The sequence below is a fragment of the Streptomyces sp. DH12 genome (assembly GCF_020873895.1).
Classification (GTDB): domain Bacteria; phylum Actinomycetota; class Actinomycetes; order Streptomycetales; family Streptomycetaceae; genus Streptomyces.
In genome coordinates, this window is the sequence record NZ_JAHWGT010000032.1 from 1 (window position 1) to 20,753 (window position 20,753).

Here is a 20,753-nt window from a genome sequence, read left to right on the forward strand (position 1 = left end):
CACTCCGGTGGCGTCCGCGGCGTTCGCGGGGTGCGCGGAGGCGGTGCCGGGGACGGCGTCGGAGGTGGTGCCGGCGCCGGCGCCGTCGGCCGGCCTGCCGGCGGTTCCTTCGGCGGGCGGCCGCGCCGGGGCAGCGGGGTCGGTGACGAGGGCATCCGCCCCGCCTCGGACAGGGCCCGGCGCAGCAGGAACTCGATCTGGGAGTTGGCGCTGCGCAACTCGTCCGAGGCCCAGCGCGCCAGCGCCTCGTACACCGCCGGGTCGAGGCGGAGCAGCACCTGCTTGCGCTCACGGCGGGCGGTCACTGGTAGAGCGTGCCCGTGTTGACGATCGGCTGGGCCGAGCGGTCACCGCACAGCACCACCATCAGGTTGGAGACCATGGCCGCCTTCCTCTCCGGGTCCAGCTCCACTATGTCGCGCTCCGCGATCCGGTCGAGCGCCAGCTCGACCATGCCGACCGCGCCCTCGACGATCTTCTGGCGCGCCGCCACCATCGCCCCGGCCTGCTGGCGCTGGAGCATCGCGGAGGCGATCTCCGGAGCGTACGCGAGGTGCGTGAACCGCGACTCGATGATGCGCACCCCCGCGGCGGCCACACGCGCGTGCAGCTCGACCGCCAGCTTCTCGGTGATCTCCTCGGCGTTGCCGCGCAGCGACAGGCCGTCCTCCTCGTGGGAGTCGTAGGGGTACTCGATGGCGATGTGCCGGACCGCCGCCTCCGTCTGCGTGGAGACGAACTGCTCGAAGTCGTCGACCTCGAACATGGCCTGCGCGGTGTCCTCGACCCGCCAGACGACGACCGCGGCCAGCTCGATGGGGTTGCCGTAGGCGTCGTTGACCTTCATGACGGCGGTCTCGTGGTTCCGCACGCGGGTCGAGATCGCCACCCGGGAGGTCAGGGGGTTCACCCAGCGCAGCCCGTCCTTGCGGACCGTCCCCCGGTAGCGGCCGAAGAGCTGGACGACCCGGGCCTCGCCGGGCGCGACCATGTTGAGCCCGCACATCGCGAACAGCGCCGCGAGGCCCACGAGCACGCCGAGCGCGACCAGCCCGGCCCGCGCGCCCGTCGACGCGTCCTCGGCGATCGAGGCGCCCGCGACGACCAGGCACACCCCCGCGGCCAGGCCCACCAGCCCGGCGAGGAGCGCGAGCCCGCCGCCGACGCTGTACGCCGCGAACTCCCGTATCCCTGGCTGCGCGACCTGCGCCGCCGCGCCCTGTCCGCCGCTCACGGCCCCGGTCGCGACGGCCGTCGTCCCGCCGGCCGGCCCGCCGGCCGCCCCGTCCGCCGTGCCGCTCGCGGTCCCGGACATCGGTGTGGTCATGGTTCCCCCCGGTTCTGTGCTCTCTCCGGTGAAGCAAAGTGATATCACTTTAGCGCCTGTCGCAACCTTGTCCACCCCTCGTGAGTCGGTTCCTTGGGGACGGGTGCTCATTGTCACGTCCGGAAAAGACAGATTCCGTTGGTCTATGTCGGTCGGTGCGGGTTAGCTTGCTGAGCTGATCCGGACGTAGGTGACCGAAAAGCGCGACGGACGAACATCGACAACGGGAGCGACGGAGCCATGGGCCGAGCGGAATCGCGTCGGACCCGGCAGCGCGGGGCGCGCCGGGACGAGAGAGGTGGCGGAGGCATACGCCGCTTCTTCACCTGGCGGAAGCTCCTGGGCACGTTGTTCGTGTTCTGCCTGCTCGCCATGGGCGGCTTCTACGCCGTCTACCTGCTCGTCCCCGTTCCCACCGCCAACGCCGAGGCGGAGCTCCAGAGCAACATCTACAAGTACTCCGACGGCACGATCCTCGCCCGCAGCGGCAAGGTCAACCGCTCCAACGTCGGCCTGGAGAAGATCCCCGACCCGGTCGAGAAGGCGTTCGTCGCCGCGGAGAACAAGACCTTCTACGAGGACTCCGGCGTCGACCTCAAGGGCACCGCCCGCGGCATGGTCAACACGGTGACCGGCCAGGGCAAGCAGGGCGGCTCGACCATCACCCAGCAGTACGTGAAGAACTACTACCTCGACCAGAGCCAGACCGTGACGCGCAAGCTCAAGGAACTGGTCATCTCGCTCAAGGTCGACCAGCGCAAGAGCAAGGACGAGATTCTCGAGGGCTACCTCAACACCAGCTACTACGGCCGCGGCGCCTACGGCATACAGGCCGCCGCGCAGGCGTACTACCGCGTCGACTCCGACAAGCTGACGGTCCCGCAGGGCGCCTACCTCGCCGCCCTGCTCCAGGCCCCCAGCCAGTACGACTGGACGTCCGCCTCGCCCGCCGCCCGCAAGCTCGTCCTGGAGCGCTGGAACTACGTCCTCGACAACATGGTCGAGGAGAACTGGCTGGACCCGGCCGCCCGCAAGTCGATGGTCTTCCCCGAGCCGCAGGCGCCCAAGGCCGCCCCCGGCATGGAGGGCCAGACCGGCTACCTGGTCGACGCCGCCAACCAGGAGCTGATGCGCCAGGGCGTCAAGGAGGAGGACATCCGCGCCGGCGGCTGGACGATCACCCTCACCGTCGACAAGAAGCGCCAGAAGGAGCTCGTCGAGGCGGTCGGCGAGCAGCTGGAGGACCGGCTCGACCGCAAGGGCGACGAGGTCGACGCGAACGTCCAGGCGGGCGCCACCTCCGTCGACCCGAAGACCGGCCACGTCGTCGCCCTGTACGGCGGCGTCGGCGCCACCGAGCACTGGCTGTCCAACGCCACCCGGCGCGACTACCAGCCCGCCTCCACCTTCAAGCCGCTGGTCTTCGCCTCCGCCCTGGAGAACTCCGCCAAGACGCAGGACGGCCGCCGGATAGGCGTCAACACGCGCTACGACGGCACGAGCAAGCGCCCCGTCAAGGGCGGGGACACCCCGTTCGCCCCCGAGAACCTGGGCGACGTCAGCTACGGCCCGGTCACCGTCCAGCGGGCCATGAACCTGTCGATCAACTCGGTCTTCGCCCAGATGATCGTCGACGTCGGCCCCGGCAAGGTGAAGAAGACCGCCCTCGACCTCGGCCTGAAGGACGGCGACGCCTTCGTCGAGTCGCCCTCGATGTCCCTCGGCACCATGGGCGCCTCCACCTGGGACATGGCCGGCGCGTACGCCACCCTCGACAACCACGGCAAGAAGGTCACGCCGACGATCGTCAAGGCCGCCGAGCACCAGGCCCGCACGGTGCGGCCGGCCGACCCGATCGGCGCGCAGGTCGTCAGCCGCGAGACCGCCGACACCGTCACCTCCGTGCTGACCGGCGTCGTCCGCGAGGGCTCCGGCCGAGCGGCGAGCAGCTACGCCTACCAGGCGGCCGGCAAGACCGGCACCTCCGAGAACAACAAGTCCGCGTGGTTCGCCGGGTACACGCCCGAACTGGCCACCGTGGTCGCCCTGTTCGGCGAGGACGAGAAGGGCGGCCAGGTCACGCTGACCGGCACGGCCAACTCCGGCCGCGCCAACGGCGGCGGCTTCCCCGCCCGCATCTGGGCCGACTACACCCTGGACGCCCTCGGCGGCTCCGGCGCCCGGTTCGACCTCGACGTCGTCGAGTACGGCGACGGGCAGCCGGAGGCCGGCACCGGAACGCCGTCCGCGAGCACCTCGCCGTCCCCGTCGCCCAGCGACACGCCGGACGACGAGCCGAGCTCCACGCCGTCCTCGTCGGCGCCGACCTCCCGCGCCCCGGTCACGTCCAGCCCGCCGGTCACGCCGCCGAGCCCGTCCACGGGCTCGCCGTCGCCCTCCCCGTCGACCAGCGCGTCGACGCCGGGCACCGACGGCGGGTCGGGCTTCGACCCCGAGACCGGGAGCAGCCCGCAGGACGGCGCCCGCATCCGGCCGTAGCACCGACGCGGCGCCGGCAGCCGCGGGCCGCACGGAGGCGGCCGGACCCCTGTCCAGGGGGCCGGCCGCCTCCGTCGTGCTCAGGAGCGCCCGCGCTCGGCGCTCACCCCGGTGTCGGCAGCTCGAACCACACCACCTTGCCCGTCGACAGGCGCGTGGCGCCCCAGCGGCGGGCCAGCCGGTTGACCAGGAACAGTCCCCGCCCGTTCTCGTCGGTGTCGCGCGCCCGGCGCTGCCGGGGCAGCTGCGGCGAGTCGTCGCCGACCTCGCAGCGCAGCACGTCGGTGCGCAGCAGCCGCAGGGTGACCGGCCGCGACGCGTACCGCACGGCGTTGGTCACCACCTCGCTGACCAGCAGCTCCACCGAGTCCGTCAGCTCCTCCAGACCCCAGCGGGCCAGCGCCCTGCGGGCCAGTCGGCGGGCCCTGCCCGGAGCTGCGTCCTCCGGCTCCAGGAACCAGTAGGCGACGTCGCTCGGCGTGATCCCGTCGAACCGGGCGGCGAGCAGCGCGATGTCGTCGTCCCGGTCGCCCGGCCCGAGCATGTCGAGCACGTCGTCGCAGAGGGCCTCCAGCGGCGGCGAGTGGTCCGGGCCCGTCAGCTGCGCGGTCGCCGCCAACCGCTCCCGCAGCTGCTCTATCCCGGTCCACACGTCCCGCAGCCGCGACTCGACCAGCCCGTCGGTGTACAGCAGCAGCGTCGCGCCCGCCGGGGCGTCCAGCTCGACGGCCTCGAAGTCGACGCCGCCCACCCCGATCGGCGCGCCCGGCGGGACGCGCAGCACCTCGGCCCGGCCGCCCAGGTGGAGCAGTATGGGCGGCGGGTGGCCGGCGTTGGCGATGGTGATGCGGTGCGCGACCGGGTCGTACACCGCGTACAGGCAGGTCGCCATGCGGTTCTCGCCCAGCCGCTGGGCCTGCTCGTCGAGGTGGTGCAGCACCTCCTGCGGCGGCAGGTCGAGCCCGGCGAGGGTCTGCGCCGTGGTCCGCAGCTGGCCCATGATCGCGGCGGAGGTCATGGAGTGGCCCATGACGTCGCCCACGACGAGGGCGACGCGGCTGCCGGGCAGCGGGATCGCGTCGTACCAGTCGCCGCCGACCCGGGCCGTCTCGGCGGCCGGGAGGTAGCGGGACGCCAGCCGCACGCCGGTCGGCTGCGGCAGGTTCTCCGGGAGCATGGTCCGCTGGAGCTCGTCCGCGATGTACGCCTCCCGGCCGTACAGCACCGCCTTGTCGATGCCGAGCGCCGTGTGCGTGGCCAGCTGCGCCGCCACGAGCAGGTCGTTCGCCTCGAAGGCCGCGCGGTCGGGGCGGCGCAGGAAGACGGCGGCGCCGATGACGCGCCGGCGGCCGCGCAGCGGCGCGAGGATCGCGCGGTGCCCGGACGGCAGGGAGCGGCCGTCGCCGACCAGCTCGGGCAGCGCGGACCGGGCCGCCGTGGAGTCGCCGAACACCGGCCTGACCCCGCGCAGCACCTCGGCGAGCGGTCCGCCGGGGCGGACCTCGCACAGCTCGGCGGCCGGGGTCTGCTCGGCGTCGGGCGCCACGACGGGGCCGGCCGGGAGCAGGCTCAGGTCGAGGGTGTCGTCACCGGTCAGCCGCAGCCGGTCGGCGCGGCGCAGCCGCAGGACGAAGGGGTCCACCGGCCGTTCGTCGCCCACGGGCAGCGGGTCGCGCAGGTAGACGAGGATCGCGTCGGCGAAGGTCGGCACGGTCGCCCGGCACAGCCCGAGCACGATCTCGTCCAGGTCGATGCCGCGGGCGATCCGCCGGGTCGCCGCGCCGACGAAGCGCAACCGGTCGCCCTCGCGCCGGGCGGTGCCGACCGGCTCCTGGGGCGCGCCGGCGCCGCCCTCCGGCCGGCCCGGGAGGGCGGTGTGCGCCGGGGTGCCGGCGCCGGGCACGCCCGAGGGGCGCGGCAGGGCGGCGGCGTCCGGCAGGTCGTGGGGGCCGCCGGCGCCGACCGGGCCGCCGCCGTGCGGGACCGTGCCCGCGGCGTCGGGTGTCCGGGCGTCGCCGGGGGCGGCCGCGGCGCGCTTGCCGGAGGGGGTCGCGGCCGCCTGCCGGGCAGCGGTGGCCGCCTCGCCCGACCGGGCCGCCGTCCGGGCCGCCTCCGCCTCCGCGCCGCCGTGCGAGGCCGGCGTGCGGCGGCCGGACTGCGGCGGTACCGGGGTGCCGCCCGGGTGGGGCCGCCCGTGCGCGGGCGCGGGGGAGGTGCCGCCCGGCTCGGGGGCCTCCTGCCGGGGCCGGGTGCGTTCCTGCGGCCGGGCAGCGAACGGCTGCCGGCCTTCGTGGGACGTGGGCTGCTCCGTCACGCGTGGGATTCCGTCCGTCCGGGCCGGTGAGGCGATGCACTCGCTCTGTCAGGCGCTATACCCGCTCTGGGGGCGGCGCCGACAAGGGGCGACGGATCCGTGCGCACCTCCGGCACGACTCCACCCCCTCGTAGGTGACTTACGGTCAGTTCGTATCCGGTACTCGGTGGTTGGCGCTGCGGGGCCGGGGTCGGCCGTCCGGCGGAGGACGATCCTACGGTTACTCCCCAGGGGCGCATCAAGGGTCTCATGGAGCCGTGCGCGCCGGGGTGCGATCCCAGTCGGCCGGGAGGGCGGGCACGCCCCACGCCGGGTCGGGCCGCCACTCCTCCCAGCCGTCCGCGAACGGGGAGCCCCAGGCCCGGATGGCCTCGACGGCCGCCGCGCCCGCCTCCCGTACGCGCCGGGCCTGCGCGGCGTCCATGAGGCCGGCGCGCTGGGCCTGGGCGAACTCGTCCTCGTCCCGCCACAGCCAGGTGCGGTCCGGGAAGACGGAGATGTCGAGGAAGTGGTCCTCCGAGTCGACGCCCCCCGACCACCGCACGAGCGGCGCCTCCAGGTTGACGTACCAGCTGCGGAAGGACCAGCCGTGGTCCCAGAACAGCCACACCGACCACGGGTCGCCCGGCCGGGCCAGCTTGAGGACGCCCGTCCCCACCCACCGCGCCCGCGTGGTGGTGCGCGGCGCGGTGTAGCGGGTGGCGAGCGGCTCGTCGTGGACGGCGGTGCCGTCGAGCAGCACGGGCTTGACGCACTCGGTGCCGGGCGCCATCCAGACGGCGAGCAGGTCCGGGGTGTCGCGGACGACGGTCACGGGACGGCAGATGTGGACGTGCCCGTCGCCGTTGTCGCGGTACCGCCACAGGATCCGGTCACCCGGCGCCCAGCGCGCACCACCGTCGTACGTTCCACCCGCTGCCCCCGGTACCGGGCCCGTCGTCTCCGCTGTCATGCGCAGATCTTAGGACCGTACGGGGGCCGCCGTCCGCGATCCACGTCACCGGCCGGCGGCGCCGGGGGCAACGGCACCGCAGGTCAGCGACGGTTTCGGCGGGACGGGGGCCCCGGACGGCGGACACGGCGGACCGGCGTGGACCCGGGTGCCCCGAGCGATGCTTTCCGGTCAGTGGCGCGTCACGGGCGGGTCATCCGCAGGACGTCCAGGGCCTCGTCGAGCTGTTCGAGCGTCAGGGCGCCGCGCTCCACGTACCCGCCCTCCAGGACGACCTCGCGGATCGTCTTCCGCTCGGCCAGCGACCGCTTGGCGACCTTCGCCGCCTCCTCGTAGCCGAGGTACTTGTTGAGCGGCGTCACCACGGACGGGGACGACTCGGCGTACTCGCGGGCGCGTTCGACGTCGGCGGTGACGCCGTCGACGGTCCGGTCGGCGAGCAGGCGGGAGGCGTTGGCGAGGAGCCGGATCGACTCCAGCAGGTTCCTCGCCATCACCGGCAGCATGACGTTGAGCTCGAAGTTGCCCGCGGCGCCGGCGGTCGCGACGGTGGCGTCGTTGCCGACGACCTGCGCGGCGACCATGAGGACCGCCTCGGGGACCACCGGGTTGACCTTCCCCGGCATGATGGACGACCCGGGCTGGAGGTCCGGCAGTCGGATCTCGGCCAGGCCGGTGCGGGGCCCCGACGCCATCCACCGCAGGTCGTTCGCGATCTTGGTGAGGGAGACGGCGATGGTGCGCAGCTGGCCCGACGTCTCGACCAGCCCGTCGCGCGCGCCCTGCGCCTCGAAGTGGTCGCGCGCCTCGGTCAGCGGCAGCCCCGTGTCCCGCGCCACCTCGGCGATGACGGCGGCGGAGAAGCCGGGCGGGGTGTTGATGCCCGTGCCGACCGCCGTGCCGCCCAGGGGCAGTTCCGCCAGGCGGGGGAGGGCCGCCCGCAGCCGCTCGACGCCGTAGCGCACCTGCGCCGCGTACCCGCCGAACTCCTGCCCGAGCGTGACGGGCGTGGCGTCCATCAGGTGCGTACGTCCGGACTTCACCACGTCCGCGAATTCGGCCGATTTCCGACCCAGCGCCTCGGCCAGGTGCTCCAGGGCGGGGATGAGGTCGCCGGTCACCGCGGCGGTCGCCGCGATGTGGATGGAGGAGGGGAAGACGTCGTTGGACGACTGGGAGGCGTTGACGTGGTCGTTGGGGTGCACCGACCGCCCCTCCCCGAGCCGCTCGCCCGCCAGGGTGGCCAGGACCTCGTTCATGTTCATGTTCGACGAGGTGCCGGAACCGGTCTGGAAGACGTCGACGGGGAAGTGCTCGTCCCAGCGTCCCTCCGCGACCTCCGCCGCGGCGGCCCGCACCGCCTCGGCGACCTCCGGGTCCAGGACGCCCAGTTCGGCGTTGACCTTCGCCGCGGCGGCCTTGATCCGGGCCAGCGCCGCGATGTGCGCCCGCTCCAGCCGCTGCCCCGAGACGGGGAAGTTCTCCACGGCCCGCTGCGTCTGGGCGCGCCACTTGGCGTGCGCGGGGACGCGCACCTCGCCCATCGAGTCGCGCTCGATCCGGTGGCCGCCGTCGGCGCCGCCCTGTTCCCTCGTACCGGTCATCGTCCCGTCCTCCCGCAAAAAGTGAGCGCCCGTCCGGCGCACGCTATTCCCAACTGCTGTACCGACCAGTAAAAACCGTGGGTAACCCCACATCCAGGAGGCGCAATGGCGCGCACCAGACGGAAACTCGGATGCACGGCCGCGGTCACGGTCGCCGCGCTCGCGGCCGCGCTGACCGGCCCCGCCGCCCAGGCGGCCGGGCCCACGGCCGCCCAGGACGCCGCGGCGCGGGCCGCCGCGGCCCCGGCCACCGCCGCACGGCCCGCCGCCCCGGTGCCCCTGCCGCCGGAGCTGGAGCGCGTCCGCGCGGCCGAGGCCACCGCCCTGTACGGCAGCCCCGCCGAACGGCCCCTCGCCGAACGCAAGACCGCCCTGATCTCGCTCGGCGACAGCGAGATCTCCGGCGAGGGCGTCGGCACGTACGAGCCCCCGACCAACGGCCCCGACAACTGGTGCCACCGCTCGCCCCAGGCCGCCGTCCACCGCACCGGCATCCCCGCCGACGTCACCTACAACGTCTCCTGTTCCGGCGCGTCCACCGGCAACATCCGCATCGGCGGCGCCAAGCAGTACGCCGACGAACTCGTCCAGAGCGACAACCTCGCCGTCAAGGCCCGCAACACCCGCCTCAAGATGGTGCTCCTGGTCGCCGGCGCCAACGACGACCTCCAGTTCGGCCCCGTGATGACCGACTGCGTCATCCGCTACCTCACCCTCCAGGGCCCCTGCGCGCCGAAGTACGCCCCCGGCTGGCAGGCCCGCGTCGACGCCCTCGTACCCAAGGTCGAGCAGACGATCCGCGACCTACGGACCGTCATGCGCGACGCCGGGTACGCCGACGGCGACTACAAGCTCGTCGTCATGGGTTACCCGAGCCCCATCGGCCCCGACTTCCCCGACAACCCCGACTTCCCCGGCAAGCTCGCCTGCGGCGGCCTCGGCTACGACTCCGACACCGTCTGGGGCCGCGACACCGCCGTCCCCGCCTTCGAACGCGGCATGCGGCGAGCGGCGGCCACCACCGGGGCCGTGTACCTCGACAACTCCCGGCTCTTCCACGGGCACGAGGTCTGCATGGACGACGCCTGGGCCCGCGGCCTCTACGTCGACCTGTCCAAGCCCGGACTGCCGGACGAGAACTCCGTGCGGCAGTCCTTCCACCCCAACGCCGCCGGCCACGCCGCCTTCGCCTCCTGCCTCACCCAGCTGTACGCCTCGGGCGCCCGCGAGGCCGGCTGCGCCGACCCGGCGTCCACCGGGAAGCCGGTCCTGCTGCCGGGGGCCTGGGACGACAAGTTCACCCCGCTCCGGGGCGAGGCCGCCGGCACCTGCGTGGACGTCACCGGGGCGGTCACCCGCAACGGCACCGCGGTCGGCGGCTGGGACTGCCACACCGGACGCAACCAGGACTGGTGGTACGACCCGGCGCGCGGGTCCATCCACACGGCCCTGACCCACGACCGCTGCCTGGACGTACCGGGCGCCGCGTACCAGCCGGGCAAGGCGCTCGTCCTGTGGAACTGCTCCGGCGCGACCAACCAGCGGTTCGTCCGCGACGGCGCGACCCTCCGCCCCACCGCCGCACCTTCCCTGTGCCTCACCCTCGCCGCCCCGAGGGACCCCCTGCGCCTCCAGCCCTGCGACGGCACCGCGAAGCAGCGCTTCGCGTAACCCGCTCCACCCGCACGGCCCCGCCCCGCCGAAGGCGACCGGGCCCGTACGGCCCCGTCCGTACGCCCCCCGTACCGGGGGCGTACGGACGGGCAAGGAGTGTCAGTCCTCCGGGGCCGGAACGACGAACCCCCGCGTGGGCCCGCCTCCCGTCCGCCGGGCAGCCGCCCCAGGGCCGGCCCGCCGGACCTTCGCGGCGAGCGCCGCCAGGGCTTGGGCGGTCGTTTCCCGCCGGACCGCGCGGTCGGCGTGGTCGTACACCCGCCACGGCCCCGACGGGCTGCCCGGCTCCTCCGGCGCCACCACGCCGGGGATGCCGTACTCCCGCAGGACGGCGTCGACGATCCGGGCCTCTTCCGCGTCCATCCCTCACCTCTCTGCCTCACGCTGCTCCTGCAACACGCGTCCGCCGCGCCCTCGGGCACGGGCTGGCGACGAGTGGCTGTACAACCGGACAGAGCACTGCTGCGTCACGCGCTCCGCCAGCCGACGACCCGGCGGAGCGCGCCGGACGGCGTTCGGGAAAACCTCGCGACAGCACCGCCCACGGCTGGCTCACTCGGCGGCCCCCTTCGTGTGGCATCGGGGGCACCGACACGGAGGGTAAGCGCTCGTCATCAGTGGCGCGAGCCGTTCGTCGTCATACGGGACGGCCAAGCGGCCGCGCTCCCGCACGACTTGGCCGGTCTTCCCGTCGACGTCATACACACGGATCGTCATGCGCACGGCACGCGTCCTTTCCGCCGCTGGGTACGGCTGTTGCATCAACGCGGCACCAGTGGACAACCTCGGACGGCGCTCCGGGCGGCGAGCGACCGGACGTTTGGGCGGACGTTTTCCCCCGCGCGGCGCCGAGTCACTACGGTGGGTGACACGAGACAGCCACACGGATGGCAGGCAAGGCGTGAGCAGACTGGCGCAGTTACGACGCGAGGCCGGATACACCCAAGAGTCGTTCGTCGAAGCCTTCGCCCGAGAGGCGGGGCGACTGGGTGTCGACGCGTCGGTCAGTGTGCGACAGGCCCGAAGATGGGAGAGCGAGGCGCCTCCACCGTTGCCCCACCCGAGTCAGCAGACCGTGTTGGAGGCGATGTTCGGTGTGCCCCTCGCAGAGCTGGGGCTCAAGGTCCCGCAACATCGCGTGACGGTCTCCGCGCCGATCAGCGACGCCGGAGAGGTGAAGCGAAGGACATTCGTCGCCGATGCCGGCGCACTCGCTGCGGGGGCACTGATCGCTGCTCGGTCGGGCCCTCGGATCGGTGCGGCCGATGTCACCCGGCTGCGCGCCAGGCTCGACGGCCTGTATCAGACGGACCACACCGCGGGCAGTGTGCCGGCGATGCACCAGGCGCGCCGGATCGAGGACGAGATCACAGGCACCCTCGGTGCTTCGTCGTACACCGCCCGCATCGGCAGGGAGCTGCAGACGATGCTGGCCGAGTTGCACGGCCACCGTGCCTGGTACGGCTACGACGGCGGGCGCACCGAGCAGGGCCGTGCCGCTTGCATGGAAGCCCTCGCAGCGGCGCAGCTCGTTGACGACCCGCTGCTCCAGGTCTCGGTGCTGGAGACGCTTGTGCTCCTCGCACTCAAGGCGGAGCGGGCTTGGGAGGCCGCGAGCGCGGTCGAGAACGCCCATCGGCTGGCGAACCGTGCGGGCGCTGGACACACCGTGCGCCTGCTGATCGCGCTGCGCGATGCCAACGTGGCGACCCACACCGGGGACCTTGCAGGGGCACGCCGTGCCCTGAGCCGGGCCGTCAGCCACCAGGGACGCGCGGACACCGACGCGGAAGTACCCGGCTGGGCGAGGTTCGTCGGGCCTTTCGAGGTCGACTACGCCACCGCCGACATGTACGTACGGGCCCATCAGCCCCGACGCGCCGTGCCGTTCCTGCGCGCCGCCGTGCGCGGCATCGGGGGCGACCTCGCCCGCAACAGTGCCTCGTACCGGGTGAAGCTCGCGGGTGTACTGCTCGACGCCGGGGAAGTCGATGAAGCATGCGCGGAGGTGAGCTCCGTACTGGAGGTGTGCGGAGCCATCTCCTCGCCACGGCTCGTGGGGAAGATCCGGTCCTTCGGGCGCGCCGTCGCAGCGGTGGACAGCATCGCAGCCCACGAGTGCGGCGAGCGCATCCGCCACACGATCCGAGGGGGAACCACATGACGACGCTGCGGGGAACCGTCACGGTCGAGTACCTGGACGGGGCGGCCGCCGAGCGAGCCGAAGACATGTTCAGGCTGGTCTACGCCGAGGCGTTCGCCGAGCCGCCCTACAACGAGAGCGAAGGGGACGTCTCGGTCGGCTTCCGCCGCTTTCGCTCACAGGCCCGCAAAGCCGCCTTCCGCGCCGCCCTGGCCCGCACCGAGGAAGGCGAACCGGTCGGGATCGCATACGGCTACCCGCTCAGTGCGAACACAGGATGGTGGGATCAGCTCGCCGAGCCGGTGCCCGACGACATGCGCCGCGAGGACGGACGTCGCACGTTCGGACTGATGGAGATCGCCGTACGGCGAGCGTGGCGCGGGCAGGGCATCGCGCGTCGGCTGCACGAGACCGTGCTCGACGGTGCCGGAGTGGAGCGCGTGCTGCTCAACGTCCACCCGGCGAGCACGGCGGCACAGGCGGCGTACCGAGCATGGGGCTACCGCAGGATCGGCGAGGCGCGGCCTTGGAAGGGCGCGGACGTCCATGACGTGATGCTGCTCGATCTGAAGTGAGCGCAACCGGCGGGGACGCCGCGACCGGCCGCGCCGGGTGTGCAGCCTCGGCCTCCGGTTCCCCTCCCCGGCGAACCCGGCGACCGCGTGCCTCGGGCACGGGGGCCTCCTCATGGCCGAGGTGGAGCAGTCGTGATCCGCGGTCGTCGGTGAAGAGGGGCAGCCCCCGGCCTCGGGCCGGGGGCTGCCGCGGTCGCGTCGGCCGTCAGCCGCCGTGGCGGACCGGGATGGACGTGAACGTCGGGGACGGGGCCGGGTCCTGGAAGAAGTCGTTGCCCTTGTCGTCCACCACGATGAACGCCGGGAAGTCCTCGACCTCGATCCTCCAGACCGCCTCCATGCCGAGCTCCTCGTACTCGACGACCTCGACCTTCTTGATGCAGTCCTGCGCCAGGCGCGCCGCCGGGCCGCCGATGGAGCCCAGGTAGAAGCCGCCGTGCGTGCCGCACGCGTCCGTGACCTGCTTCGAGCGGTTGCCCTTGGCCAGCATCACCTTGGAGCCGCCCGCCGCCTGGAACTGCTCCACGTACGAGTCCATGCGGCCGGCCGTCGTCGGGCCGAAGGAGCCGGAGGCGTACCCCTCGGGGGTCTTCGCCGGGCCGGCGTAGTACACCGGGTGGTCCTTCAGGTACTGCGGCATGTCCTCGCCCGCGTCCAGCCGCTCCTTGATCTTGGCGTGCGCGATGTCGCGCGCCACGACCAGCGGGCCGGTCAGCGACAGCCGGGTCTTGACCGGGTGCTTCGTCAGCTCGGCGAGGATGTCGTCCATGGGCTGGTTGAGGTCGATGCGCACCACGTCGCCGGCCTCGTCCAGCTGCTCGTCCGTCGTGTCGGGCAGGAAGCGCGCCGGGTCGGTCTCCAGCTGCTCCAGGAAGACGCCCTCGGCGGTGATCTTCGCGACGGCCTGGCGGTCCGCCGAGCACGAGACGGCGAGGGCGACGGGCAGCGAGGCGCCGTGCCGCGGCAGGCGCACCACGCGCACGTCGTGGCAGAAGTACTTGCCGCCGAACTGCGCGCCGATGCCGATCTTCTGCGTCAGTTCGAAGACCTTCTTCTCCAGCTCCTCGTCGCGGAAGCCGTGGCCCAGCTCGGAGCCCTCGGACGGCAGCGCGTCCAGGTAGTGCGCGGAGGCGTACTTCGCGGTCTTCAGCGCGAACTCGGCCGACGTGCCGCCGACGACGATCGCGAGGTGGTACGGCGGGCAGGCGGCCGTGCCGAGGGAGCGGATCTTCTCCTCCAGGAACTTCATCAGGGAGGTCTCGTTGAGGACCGCCTTGGTCTCCTGGTAGAGGAACGACTTGTTGGCGGAGCCGCCGCCCTTGGCCATGAAGAGGAACTTGTACGCGCCGCCGTCCGTCGCGTACAGCTCGATCTGCGCGGGGAGGTTCGACCCGGTGTTCTTCTCCTCCCACATGGTGAGGGGGGCCATCTGCGAGTACCGCAGGTTGAGGTTCTTGTACGCGTCGTGGATGCCGTGCGAGAGGGCCTTCTCGTCCTCGCCCTCGGTGAGCACGTTCTGGCCGCGCTTGCCCATGACGATCGCCGTGCCGGTGTCCTGGCACATGGGCAGCACGCCGGCGGCGGCGATGTTGGCGTTCTTCAGCAGGTCGAGCGCGACGAACTTGTCGTTGCCCGACGCCTCCGGGTCGTCGATGATCCGGCGCAGCTGCGCGAGGTGCGCGGGCCGCAGGTAGTGCTGGATGTCGTGGATGGCCTCCGCGGCCAGCTTCCGCAGCGCCTCCGGCTCCACCTTGAGGAACGTCCGCCCGCCGGCCTCGAAGGTGGAGACGCCCTCGGAGGTCACCAGGCGGTAGGGCGTGGTGTCCTCTCCCAGGGGGAGCAGATCGGAGTACGCAAACTCTGGCATGACGGCCATTCCTCACTCGGCAGACAGCGGCGCGGCCCCCATCGGCAACGCGTCCCCCAGCGTAAGACGCCGCGGCGCGCGGAGGTCTGTGAGGTAAGGCTCATCCCGCTCTGGTCGCGATCTATCGCGTTTCGCTAGGCTGGCTCGGTGGACCTCGAGAAGCAGCCCCAGAAGCGGCCCGAGCCGCACCCGCGCCCCGCGGCGCCCGCCCCGGTGACCGCCCCGGCGATGCGGGCCTCGGACGCCGACCGCGACCGGGTCGCCGACATCCTCGCGGAGGCGCTCGCCCAGGGGCGGCTGGACGCCGAGGAGCACGCCGAGCGGATCGACGCTACGTACCGGGCCAAGACGCTCGGCGAGCTGGAGCCGCTCGTCGGCGACCTCCCCGCCGCCCCCGGCGGGGCGAGCGCGCCGGACGCCGCGGCGGCCCGCGCCCTGTCCGACGCCTCCGGGCAGTACGGCGAGCCGGAGGACAGGCTCGTCGCGGTCTTCTCCAGCAACACCCGCCGCGGCCGCTGGCGCGTCGCCGCGCGCACCACCGCCTTCTCGGTCTTCGGCAACATCGAGATCGACCTCACCGAGGCGACCTTCAGCCAGCGCCTCACCACCGTCAACGCCGTGTCGATCTTCGGCAACGTCGAGGTGCGTGTCCCGGAGAACGTCTCCCTGCGCGGCAACGGCACGGGCGTCCTCGGCAACTTCGAGGTGGTCACGTCGGAGGCCGCCGACCCGGAGGCGCCGGTCGTGGTCGTCAACGGCTACGCGGTCCTCGGCAACGTGGAGGCCCGCCCCAAGCGCGGCAAGCTCATCGCCGACCTCCTCCACGCCAAGCTCCGCAAGCACCTGGGCCACTGACCACGCGCCGACGCCGGTCGCTCGCGGGTCGACCGGTCGCCGGCCACGTGCCGATGCCGGGCGCTCGCGGGTCGCCGGCCACTGACCGCGCGCCGGCCGGCGGCCGTGGAGCAGTCGCCCCCGCAGCCGGTCCCCGCCCGGGTCAAGGCGGCCCGCCGCACCCCCACCGTCGCTTTTCGGCCGTACCACGTCCCGCCCCCTGGAAGCGCACGCCACGCAGTGCATAGGCGTGCGCACAGCGGGTAGGGCTTGCTGCATCGTCTCTCTCGCCCGCGATAGCCGTCGTCAGGAGTAGACCGTGCTGCATCTGCCGCATCAGCCCCTCCAGGTCGCCGCCGTCCCGTCCCAGCGCGTTCCGGCGCGGGAGGACGAAGGCGGCCCCTGGCACACGGAGGCGGTGTGCCGCCGCGACGAGGCGGGACTGTTCTTCGCCCCCTCGAAGGAGCCGACGGCCGCCCGGCTGGCCCGCGAGGAGGCCGCGAAGCGGGTCTGCGCCCGCTGCCCCGTGATGGTCGAGTGCCGCGAGCACGCCCTGCTCCAGCCCGAGCCGTACGGCGTGTGGGGCGGTCTCACCGCCGCCGAGCGCCGCGTGGTGCTGGCGCGCCGCCGGCGCCGCGACGTGGAGCTGAAGAAGGCGGCGACGGCCGGCCAGCAGATCGCCGCCGCCGGCTGACCGCCCGCACGGCGGCACCGACGGCACGGACGGCACGGCCCTGAGGCACCGCGGGTGACGCGGCACGGCCCGCACGGGAAGGGGCGCTCCCACCGCACTGGGAGCGCCCCTCTTCGTACCCGCCGACAGGCCCGCCGCCGTGCCCGGTCCCGGGCCCGGGCGGGTTCCGACGGGCCGGGCCGGGCCGGACGCTCGGGACGGGCCGGGGCGCGGACGGCCCCGGGCCCGTCCGGCCGCTACTTGGCCCGGTCGAAGTCGATCTGGCTGTACGCGCGCAGCTTCGACAGCCGGTGCGTCGAGTCGATCTGCCGGATCGTGCCCGACTTCGACCGCATGACGAGCGACGACGTGGTGGCCGTCTCGGAGCGGTACCGCACTCCGCGCAGCAGCTCGCCGTCGGTGATGCCGGTCGCGACGAAGAAGACGTTGTCGCCGCGCACGAGGTCGTCGGTGGAGAGCACCCGGTCCAGGTCGTGGCCGGCGTCCAGGGCGCGGCCGCGCTCCTCGTCGTCCTTCGGCCACAGCTTGCCCTGGATGACGCCGCCCAGGCACTTGATGGCGCAGGCGCTGATGATGCCCTCGGGCGTACCGCCGATGCCCATCAGCATGTCCACGCCGGTGCCGTCGCGGACCGCCATGATGGAGCCGGCGACGTCGCCGTCCGAGATGAACTTGATCCGGGCGCCCGTCTCGCGGATCTCCTTGACGATCCCCTCGTGGCGGGGCCGGTCCAGGATGACGACGGTGACGTCCTCGGGGGTGGAGTTCTTCGCCTTGGCGACGCGGCGGATGTTCACGGAGGCCGGCGCGTCGATGTCCACGTAGTCGGCCGCCTCGGGGCCGGTGACCAGCTTGTCCATGTAGAAGACCGCGGACGGGTCGAACATGGCGCCCCGGTCGGCGGCGGCGAGCACGGCGATGGCGTTGGGCATGCCCTTGGCGGTCAGGGTCGTGCCGTCGATCGGGTCCACGGCGATGTCGCACTCGGCGCCGGTACCGTCACCGATGCGCTCGCCGTTGAACAGCATGGGCGCTTCGTCCTTCTCGCCCTCGCCGATGACGACGACGCCGTTCATCGACACGGTGCTGACGAGGGTGCGCATGGCCCGCACGGCCGCGCCGTCGGCGCCGTTCTTGTCACCGCGACCGACCCAGCGGCCCGCCGCCATGGCAGCCGCCTCGGTGACGCGGACCAGCTCCAGGGCGAGGTTGCGGTCGGGGGCCTCGGGGGAGACCACGAGTTCGGACGGCAGATGATGCTCGGTCATCGGAGCGCACCTTTCTGTACGGCGACGGCCGGTGGTGAAGAGGGTGCTGCGACTCTATCGGTACGTCGACAAATTGAGCAGAGGGGCCCACGTATGAGCACGACGCCCTGATGCGACCATAGGGGGCGTGGCAGGTATGCGAGGCAAGCAGACAGTGCGCGGGATGTTCCAGTCGATGGCGGTCATCTGCGCCGCCGCGGCGGTGATCTACCTCTTCGTCCCGCACGACGACGAGGCCGACCCGATCAAGCCCGTCGACTACGGCGTCGAGCTGGTGACGGCCCAGCGCGCCGCGCCCTACCCCGTGCTGGCCCCGAAGGGCCTGGGCGAGGAGTGGCGCCCGACGTCCGTGTCGTACAGCCGCCGGGACGACGACGCCTGGCACCTGGGCTACCTCACGCCGGAGCGCGAGTACGTCGCCGTCGAGCAGTCGACGGGCCCCGCCGTGCGGTACGTCGTCCAGGTCACCCACGACGCCCGGGACACCGGCAAGGTGCAGCGGATCGCCGGCCGGGCGTGGGAGCGCTGGGAGGGCGAGAAGTACGACGCCCTCGTCCTGCGCCAGGAGGGCGTCACGACGGTCGTCACCGGCACCGCGTCGTTCGAGCGCCTCGGCGAGATGGCCGCGGCCCTGAAGTCCGAGCAGGTCCGCGAGCCCGGGACCGGCGAGCAGCCCGGTACGGCCGGGAAGCCCGAGACCGCCGCGGACTCCGGTACCGCCGCGGAGGCGGGTACCGCCGGCAAGGGCTGAGCCCCGCCGTCCGCCCGGCGTCCGGCGGCCGCCGGGCCGCCGGACGGAGGCGCCCGGCGGCCACGTGCGTGCCGAACGGCGTCCGCGCCCGGCGTCAGCGGGCCGCGGCCATCGCCGCGCCGACGATGCCGGCGTTGTTCTGCAGCTGGGCGGGGACGATCTCCGCGCGCACGTCGTCGATCAGGGGCAGGAACTTCTCCGCCTTGCGGCTGACGCCGCCGCCGACGATGAACAGCTCGGGCGAGAAGAGCATCTCCAGGTGGGCGAGGTACTTGCGCACCCGGTGGGCCCACTCCTGCCAGCCGAGGTCCTTGTCCTCCTTGACCTTGGTGGAGGCCTGCTTCTCCGCTTCCTTGCCGTGCAGTTCCAGGTGGCCCAGCTCGGTGTTGGGCAGGAGGCGCCCGTCGGTGAAGACCGCGCTGCCGATGCCCGTGCCGAAGGTCAGCAGGATGACCGTCCCGCGGCGGCCCCGGCCCGCGCCGTGCGTCATCTCCGCGACGCCCGCCGCGTCCGCGTCGTTCAGCACCGTCACCGGCAGGCCGCCCAGCCGCCCGCCGATCAGCGCGGCGGCGTCCACACCGATCCACGCCTTGTCGACGTTGGCGGCCGTACGGATCGTCGAGCCCGTCACCACACCAGGGAAGGTCACGCCGATCGGCCCGGACCAGCCGAAGTGCGTGACGACCTCCGCGACGCAGTCGGCGACGTCGGACGGCGTCGATGGTTGCGGGGTGAGTACCTTGTGGCGGGGCTGCGCCAGGTCGCCGAGGCCCAGGTCCACGGGAGCGCCCTTGATCCCCGACCCGCCGATGTCCACTCCGAAGACGTTCATGGACTCCACGTTACGGGGCGGTGCGCGGCGTCACCGGCAGGACCTGGGACCCGGGACGGACCCGGCCGCGACCGGCGCCCGGCGGCGCCCGTACACGCGGACGGGCCCCCGCCCGGAGGCGGGGGCCCGTCCCGCCGACCGAATCAGAAGGCGCCGTTCAGCAGGTGCCAGTCGGTGGCCACCACGATGCCCGGCTCCACCGAGCCGGTCCCGCGGCCCTTGTACACGAGCTGGCAGCCCACGCCCCGGCACTCCTCGCTCACGAAGTCGCCCGTGGTGGTGGCGACGAGGTCGGCGAGGCCGTCCCCGCTGACGTCGCCCAGACCGAAGAGGCCGTCCATGGCGTTCCAGCCACCGGAACCGATCAGGACCCGGGCCCCGAGGGCGCCCGCGGACGCGCCCGGGTACAGCCACAGCTTCCCGGAGGACGCCTCGCGCGCGACCAGGTCGGCGCGGCCGTCGCCGTTCATGTCAGCCGCGCCGACGAGGGCGTTCATGGCGTTCCAGCCGCCGTTGCCGATGAGCTTGCGCGCGCCGAGGGTGCCGGTGGACGTGCCGGGGTACAGCCAGAACTTGCCGGTCGACTTCTCGACGGCCAGCAGGTCGGCGCGGCCGTCGCCGGAGAGGTCCCCGTACCCGACGAGCCGGCTCATGGCGTTCCAGCCGCCGCTGCCGATGAGCTTGCGCGCGCCGAGGGCGCCCGTGCCGGTGCCGGGGTACAGCCACAGCTTGCCCGTCGCCGTCTCGCGGGCGATCACGTCCTCGCGGCCGTCACCGCTGAAGTCGCCGTGCCGGACGAGGGCGTTGAAGACGTTCCAGCCGCTGCTGCCGACCAGCTTGCCCGTACCGTCGCCGGGCAGGAACCACAGACGGCCCGCCTTGTCGCGGACCAGGAAGTCGGCCCGGCGGTCGGCGTTCAGGTCGCCGTGGCCGGTGGCCTGGGGCGCGGTGGTGCCGTGCCACTGCGGGTAGGGCGGGGCGTGGCACTCACGGGAGGTGGGGACGAACCTCACCGAGCTGACGTTGCCCTGGGAGTGCCCCCACTCCGTGCCCCGGGCGTCCGGCTCCCAGGTGTCGACGAAGCCGGTCTCACCGTGGTTCGGGTCGTCGTGCAGGCACGCGAACCGGGACGTGCGGTTGACCACCGAGCGGAACGTGTTGTCCCAGGTCCCCAGTGTCGCCTTGTCCGTGTTCGTCTTGTACATCGTGCCGGTGCCGTTGTCGGTCTTCCAGGCACAGAAGTAACCGGCCGGGCAGTCGCTGATCGCCGCCTGCGCGGGCGCGGCGCCCGCGAGGAGCCCGAGCGAGGTGAGCCCCAGCGCCGTGGCCGCGGTGGCCAGGCGCCGGAGCAGAGACATGCGCATGTGTTCCCTCCCTGACACGGCGCGTGCGAGTGCGCGACGCGCCGCAGTGAGGAAG

General features: G+C 73.2%; 16 protein-coding genes and 1 pseudogene. 7 read left to right on the forward strand and 10 right to left on the reverse strand.

The features are described 5' to 3' along the window. Positions 1 to 104 precede the first annotated feature (104 nt). Positions 105 to 305, reverse strand: a pseudogene (locus tag LPA54_RS25265) (hypothetical protein); the annotation flags it as partial. Then, positions 302 to 1,327 carry an SPFH domain-containing protein gene (locus tag LPA54_RS25270; RefSeq protein ID WP_228981763.1) on the reverse strand — a complete coding sequence of 342 codons (1,026 nt, stop codon included), beginning with the start codon at positions 1,325 to 1,327 and terminating at the stop codon, positions 302 to 304. The pseudogene LPA54_RS25265 and the gene LPA54_RS25270, both read right to left, overlap by 4 nt. A gap of 240 nt (positions 1,328 to 1,567) precedes the next feature. Here LPA54_RS25270 and LPA54_RS25275 point away from each other — a divergent pair, with 240 nt between their 5' ends. Further along, on the forward strand, positions 1,568 to 3,826 hold the full coding sequence (locus tag LPA54_RS25275; protein ID WP_228981766.1) for a transglycosylase domain-containing protein: 2,259 nt from the start codon (positions 1,568 to 1,570) through the stop codon (positions 3,824 to 3,826). Positions 3,827 to 3,929: 103 nt separating this feature from the next. Here LPA54_RS25275 and LPA54_RS25280 read toward each other — a convergent pair whose 3' ends face one another. From LPA54_RS25280 to LPA54_RS25290, 3 genes are all read right to left on the reverse strand, one after another. Beyond that, positions 3,930 to 6,140: a SpoIIE family protein phosphatase gene (locus tag LPA54_RS25280; RefSeq protein WP_228981767.1), complete on the reverse strand. Its 2,211-nt coding sequence runs from the start codon at positions 6,138 to 6,140 to the stop codon at positions 3,930 to 3,932. 247 nt (positions 6,141 to 6,387) lie between these two features. Further along, entirely contained in the window at positions 6,388 to 7,092 is a 705-nt protein-coding gene (locus LPA54_RS25285) for a DUF402 domain-containing protein (RefSeq protein WP_228981768.1), read from the reverse strand. Positions 7,093 to 7,274: 182 nt separating this feature from the next. Beyond that, positions 7,275 to 8,696: an aspartate ammonia-lyase gene (locus tag LPA54_RS25290; RefSeq protein WP_228981769.1), complete on the reverse strand. Its 1,422-nt coding sequence runs from the start codon at positions 8,694 to 8,696 to the stop codon at positions 7,275 to 7,277. 105 nt (positions 8,697 to 8,801) lie between these two features. On the opposite strand from LPA54_RS25290, the gene LPA54_RS25295 reads away from it, so the two are divergent. Further along, entirely contained in the window at positions 8,802 to 10,367 is a 1,566-nt protein-coding gene (locus LPA54_RS25295) for a ricin-type beta-trefoil lectin domain protein (protein WP_228981770.1), read from the forward strand. Between the two features lie 102 nt (positions 10,368 to 10,469). Here the strand turns inward: LPA54_RS25295 and LPA54_RS25300 are convergent, their stop codons facing one another. Then, complete coding sequence (locus LPA54_RS25300) at positions 10,470 to 10,733, reverse strand: hypothetical protein (protein WP_228981772.1); 264 nt, start codon at positions 10,731 to 10,733, stop codon at positions 10,470 to 10,472. Positions 10,734 to 11,271: 538 nt separating this feature from the next. Here LPA54_RS25300 and LPA54_RS25305 point away from each other — a divergent pair. After that, positions 11,272 to 12,534 carry a hypothetical protein gene (locus LPA54_RS25305; protein ID WP_228981774.1) on the forward strand — a complete coding sequence of 421 codons (1,263 nt, stop codon included), beginning with the start codon at positions 11,272 to 11,274 and terminating at the stop codon, positions 12,532 to 12,534. Then, positions 12,531 to 13,088: a GNAT family N-acetyltransferase gene (locus LPA54_RS25310; RefSeq protein ID WP_228981777.1), complete on the forward strand. Its 558-nt coding sequence runs from the start codon at positions 12,531 to 12,533 to the stop codon at positions 13,086 to 13,088. Before LPA54_RS25305 ends, LPA54_RS25310 begins: the two co-directional genes overlap by 4 nt. A gap of 205 nt (positions 13,089 to 13,293) precedes the next feature. On the opposite strand, the gene LPA54_RS25315 is transcribed toward LPA54_RS25310, so the two are convergent. Further along, positions 13,294 to 14,964, reverse strand: coding sequence for a fumarate hydratase (locus LPA54_RS25315; protein WP_306806539.1), 1,671 nt, complete (start codon positions 14,962 to 14,964; stop codon positions 13,294 to 13,296). Positions 14,965 to 15,102: 138 nt separating this feature from the next. Here LPA54_RS25315 and LPA54_RS25320 point away from each other — a divergent pair, with 138 nt between their 5' ends. Beyond that, positions 15,103 to 15,810, forward strand: coding sequence for a DUF1707 domain-containing protein (locus LPA54_RS25320; RefSeq protein WP_228981781.1), 708 nt, complete (start codon positions 15,103 to 15,105; stop codon positions 15,808 to 15,810). Positions 15,811 to 16,108: 298 nt separating this feature from the next. Further along, a complete protein-coding gene (locus LPA54_RS25325) occupies positions 16,109 to 16,483 on the forward strand; it encodes a WhiB family transcriptional regulator (protein ID WP_228981784.1) in 375 nt (124 codons plus the stop codon). A 236-nt stretch (positions 16,484 to 16,719) separates the two neighbouring features. Here LPA54_RS25325 and glpX read toward each other — a convergent pair whose 3' ends face one another. Next, positions 16,720 to 17,751 (reverse strand): class II fructose-bisphosphatase, encoded by a 1,032-nt coding sequence (gene glpX / locus LPA54_RS25330; protein WP_228981787.1) that lies wholly within the window; start codon positions 17,749 to 17,751, stop codon positions 16,720 to 16,722. 136 nt (positions 17,752 to 17,887) lie between these two features. Between glpX and LPA54_RS25335 the strand changes: the two genes are divergently transcribed. Continuing rightward, positions 17,888 to 18,502 carry a DUF4245 domain-containing protein gene (locus LPA54_RS25335; RefSeq protein WP_267487610.1) on the forward strand — a complete coding sequence of 205 codons (615 nt, stop codon included), beginning with the start codon at positions 17,888 to 17,890 and terminating at the stop codon, positions 18,500 to 18,502. Between the two features lie 94 nt (positions 18,503 to 18,596). Here the strand turns inward: LPA54_RS25335 and ppgK are convergent, their stop codons facing one another. Then, on the reverse strand, positions 18,597 to 19,334 hold the full coding sequence (gene ppgK / locus LPA54_RS25340; RefSeq protein ID WP_228981789.1) for a polyphosphate--glucose phosphotransferase: 738 nt from the start codon (positions 19,332 to 19,334) through the stop codon (positions 18,597 to 18,599). Positions 19,335 to 19,477: 143 nt separating this feature from the next. Continuing rightward, positions 19,478 to 20,698 carry an FG-GAP-like repeat-containing protein gene (locus LPA54_RS25345; protein ID WP_228981791.1) on the reverse strand — a complete coding sequence of 407 codons (1,221 nt, stop codon included), beginning with the start codon at positions 20,696 to 20,698 and terminating at the stop codon, positions 19,478 to 19,480. Between the last annotated feature and the right edge of the window lie 55 nt (positions 20,699 to 20,753).

Bases quoted from the DNA above. Each gene is read 5' to 3' on its own strand.
- LPA54_RS25270 (WP_228981763.1), bottom strand. From the start codon at position 1,327: ATGACCACACCGATGTCCGGGACCGCGAGCGGCACGGCGGACGGGGCG.
- LPA54_RS25275 (WP_228981766.1), top strand. From the start codon at position 1,568: ATGGGCCGAGCGGAATCGCGTCGGACCCGGCAGCGCGGGGCGCGCCGG.
- LPA54_RS25285 (WP_228981768.1), bottom strand. From the start codon at position 7,092: ATGACAGCGGAGACGACGGGCCCGGTACCGGGGGCAGCGGGTGGAACG.
- LPA54_RS25290 (WP_228981769.1), bottom strand. From the start codon at position 8,696: ATGACCGGTACGAGGGAACAGGGCGGCGCCGACGGCGGCCACCGGATC.
- LPA54_RS25295 (WP_228981770.1), top strand. From the start codon at position 8,802: ATGGCGCGCACCAGACGGAAACTCGGATGCACGGCCGCGGTCACGGTC.
- LPA54_RS25300 (WP_228981772.1), bottom strand. From the start codon at position 10,733: ATGGACGCGGAAGAGGCCCGGATCGTCGACGCCGTCCTGCGGGAGTAC.
- LPA54_RS25310 (WP_228981777.1), top strand. From the start codon at position 12,531: ATGACGACGCTGCGGGGAACCGTCACGGTCGAGTACCTGGACGGGGCG.
- LPA54_RS25315 (WP_306806539.1), bottom strand. From the start codon at position 14,964: ATGGCCGTCATGCCAGAGTTTGCGTACTCCGATCTGCTCCCCCTGGGA.
- glpX (WP_228981787.1), bottom strand. From the start codon at position 17,751: ATGACCGAGCATCATCTGCCGTCCGAACTCGTGGTCTCCCCCGAGGCC.
- LPA54_RS25335 (WP_267487610.1), top strand. From the start codon at position 17,888: ATGCGAGGCAAGCAGACAGTGCGCGGGATGTTCCAGTCGATGGCGGTC.
- ppgK (WP_228981789.1), bottom strand. From the start codon at position 19,334: ATGAACGTCTTCGGAGTGGACATCGGCGGGTCGGGGATCAAGGGCGCT.
- LPA54_RS25345 (WP_228981791.1), bottom strand. From the start codon at position 20,698: ATGCGCATGTCTCTGCTCCGGCGCCTGGCCACCGCGGCCACGGCGCTG.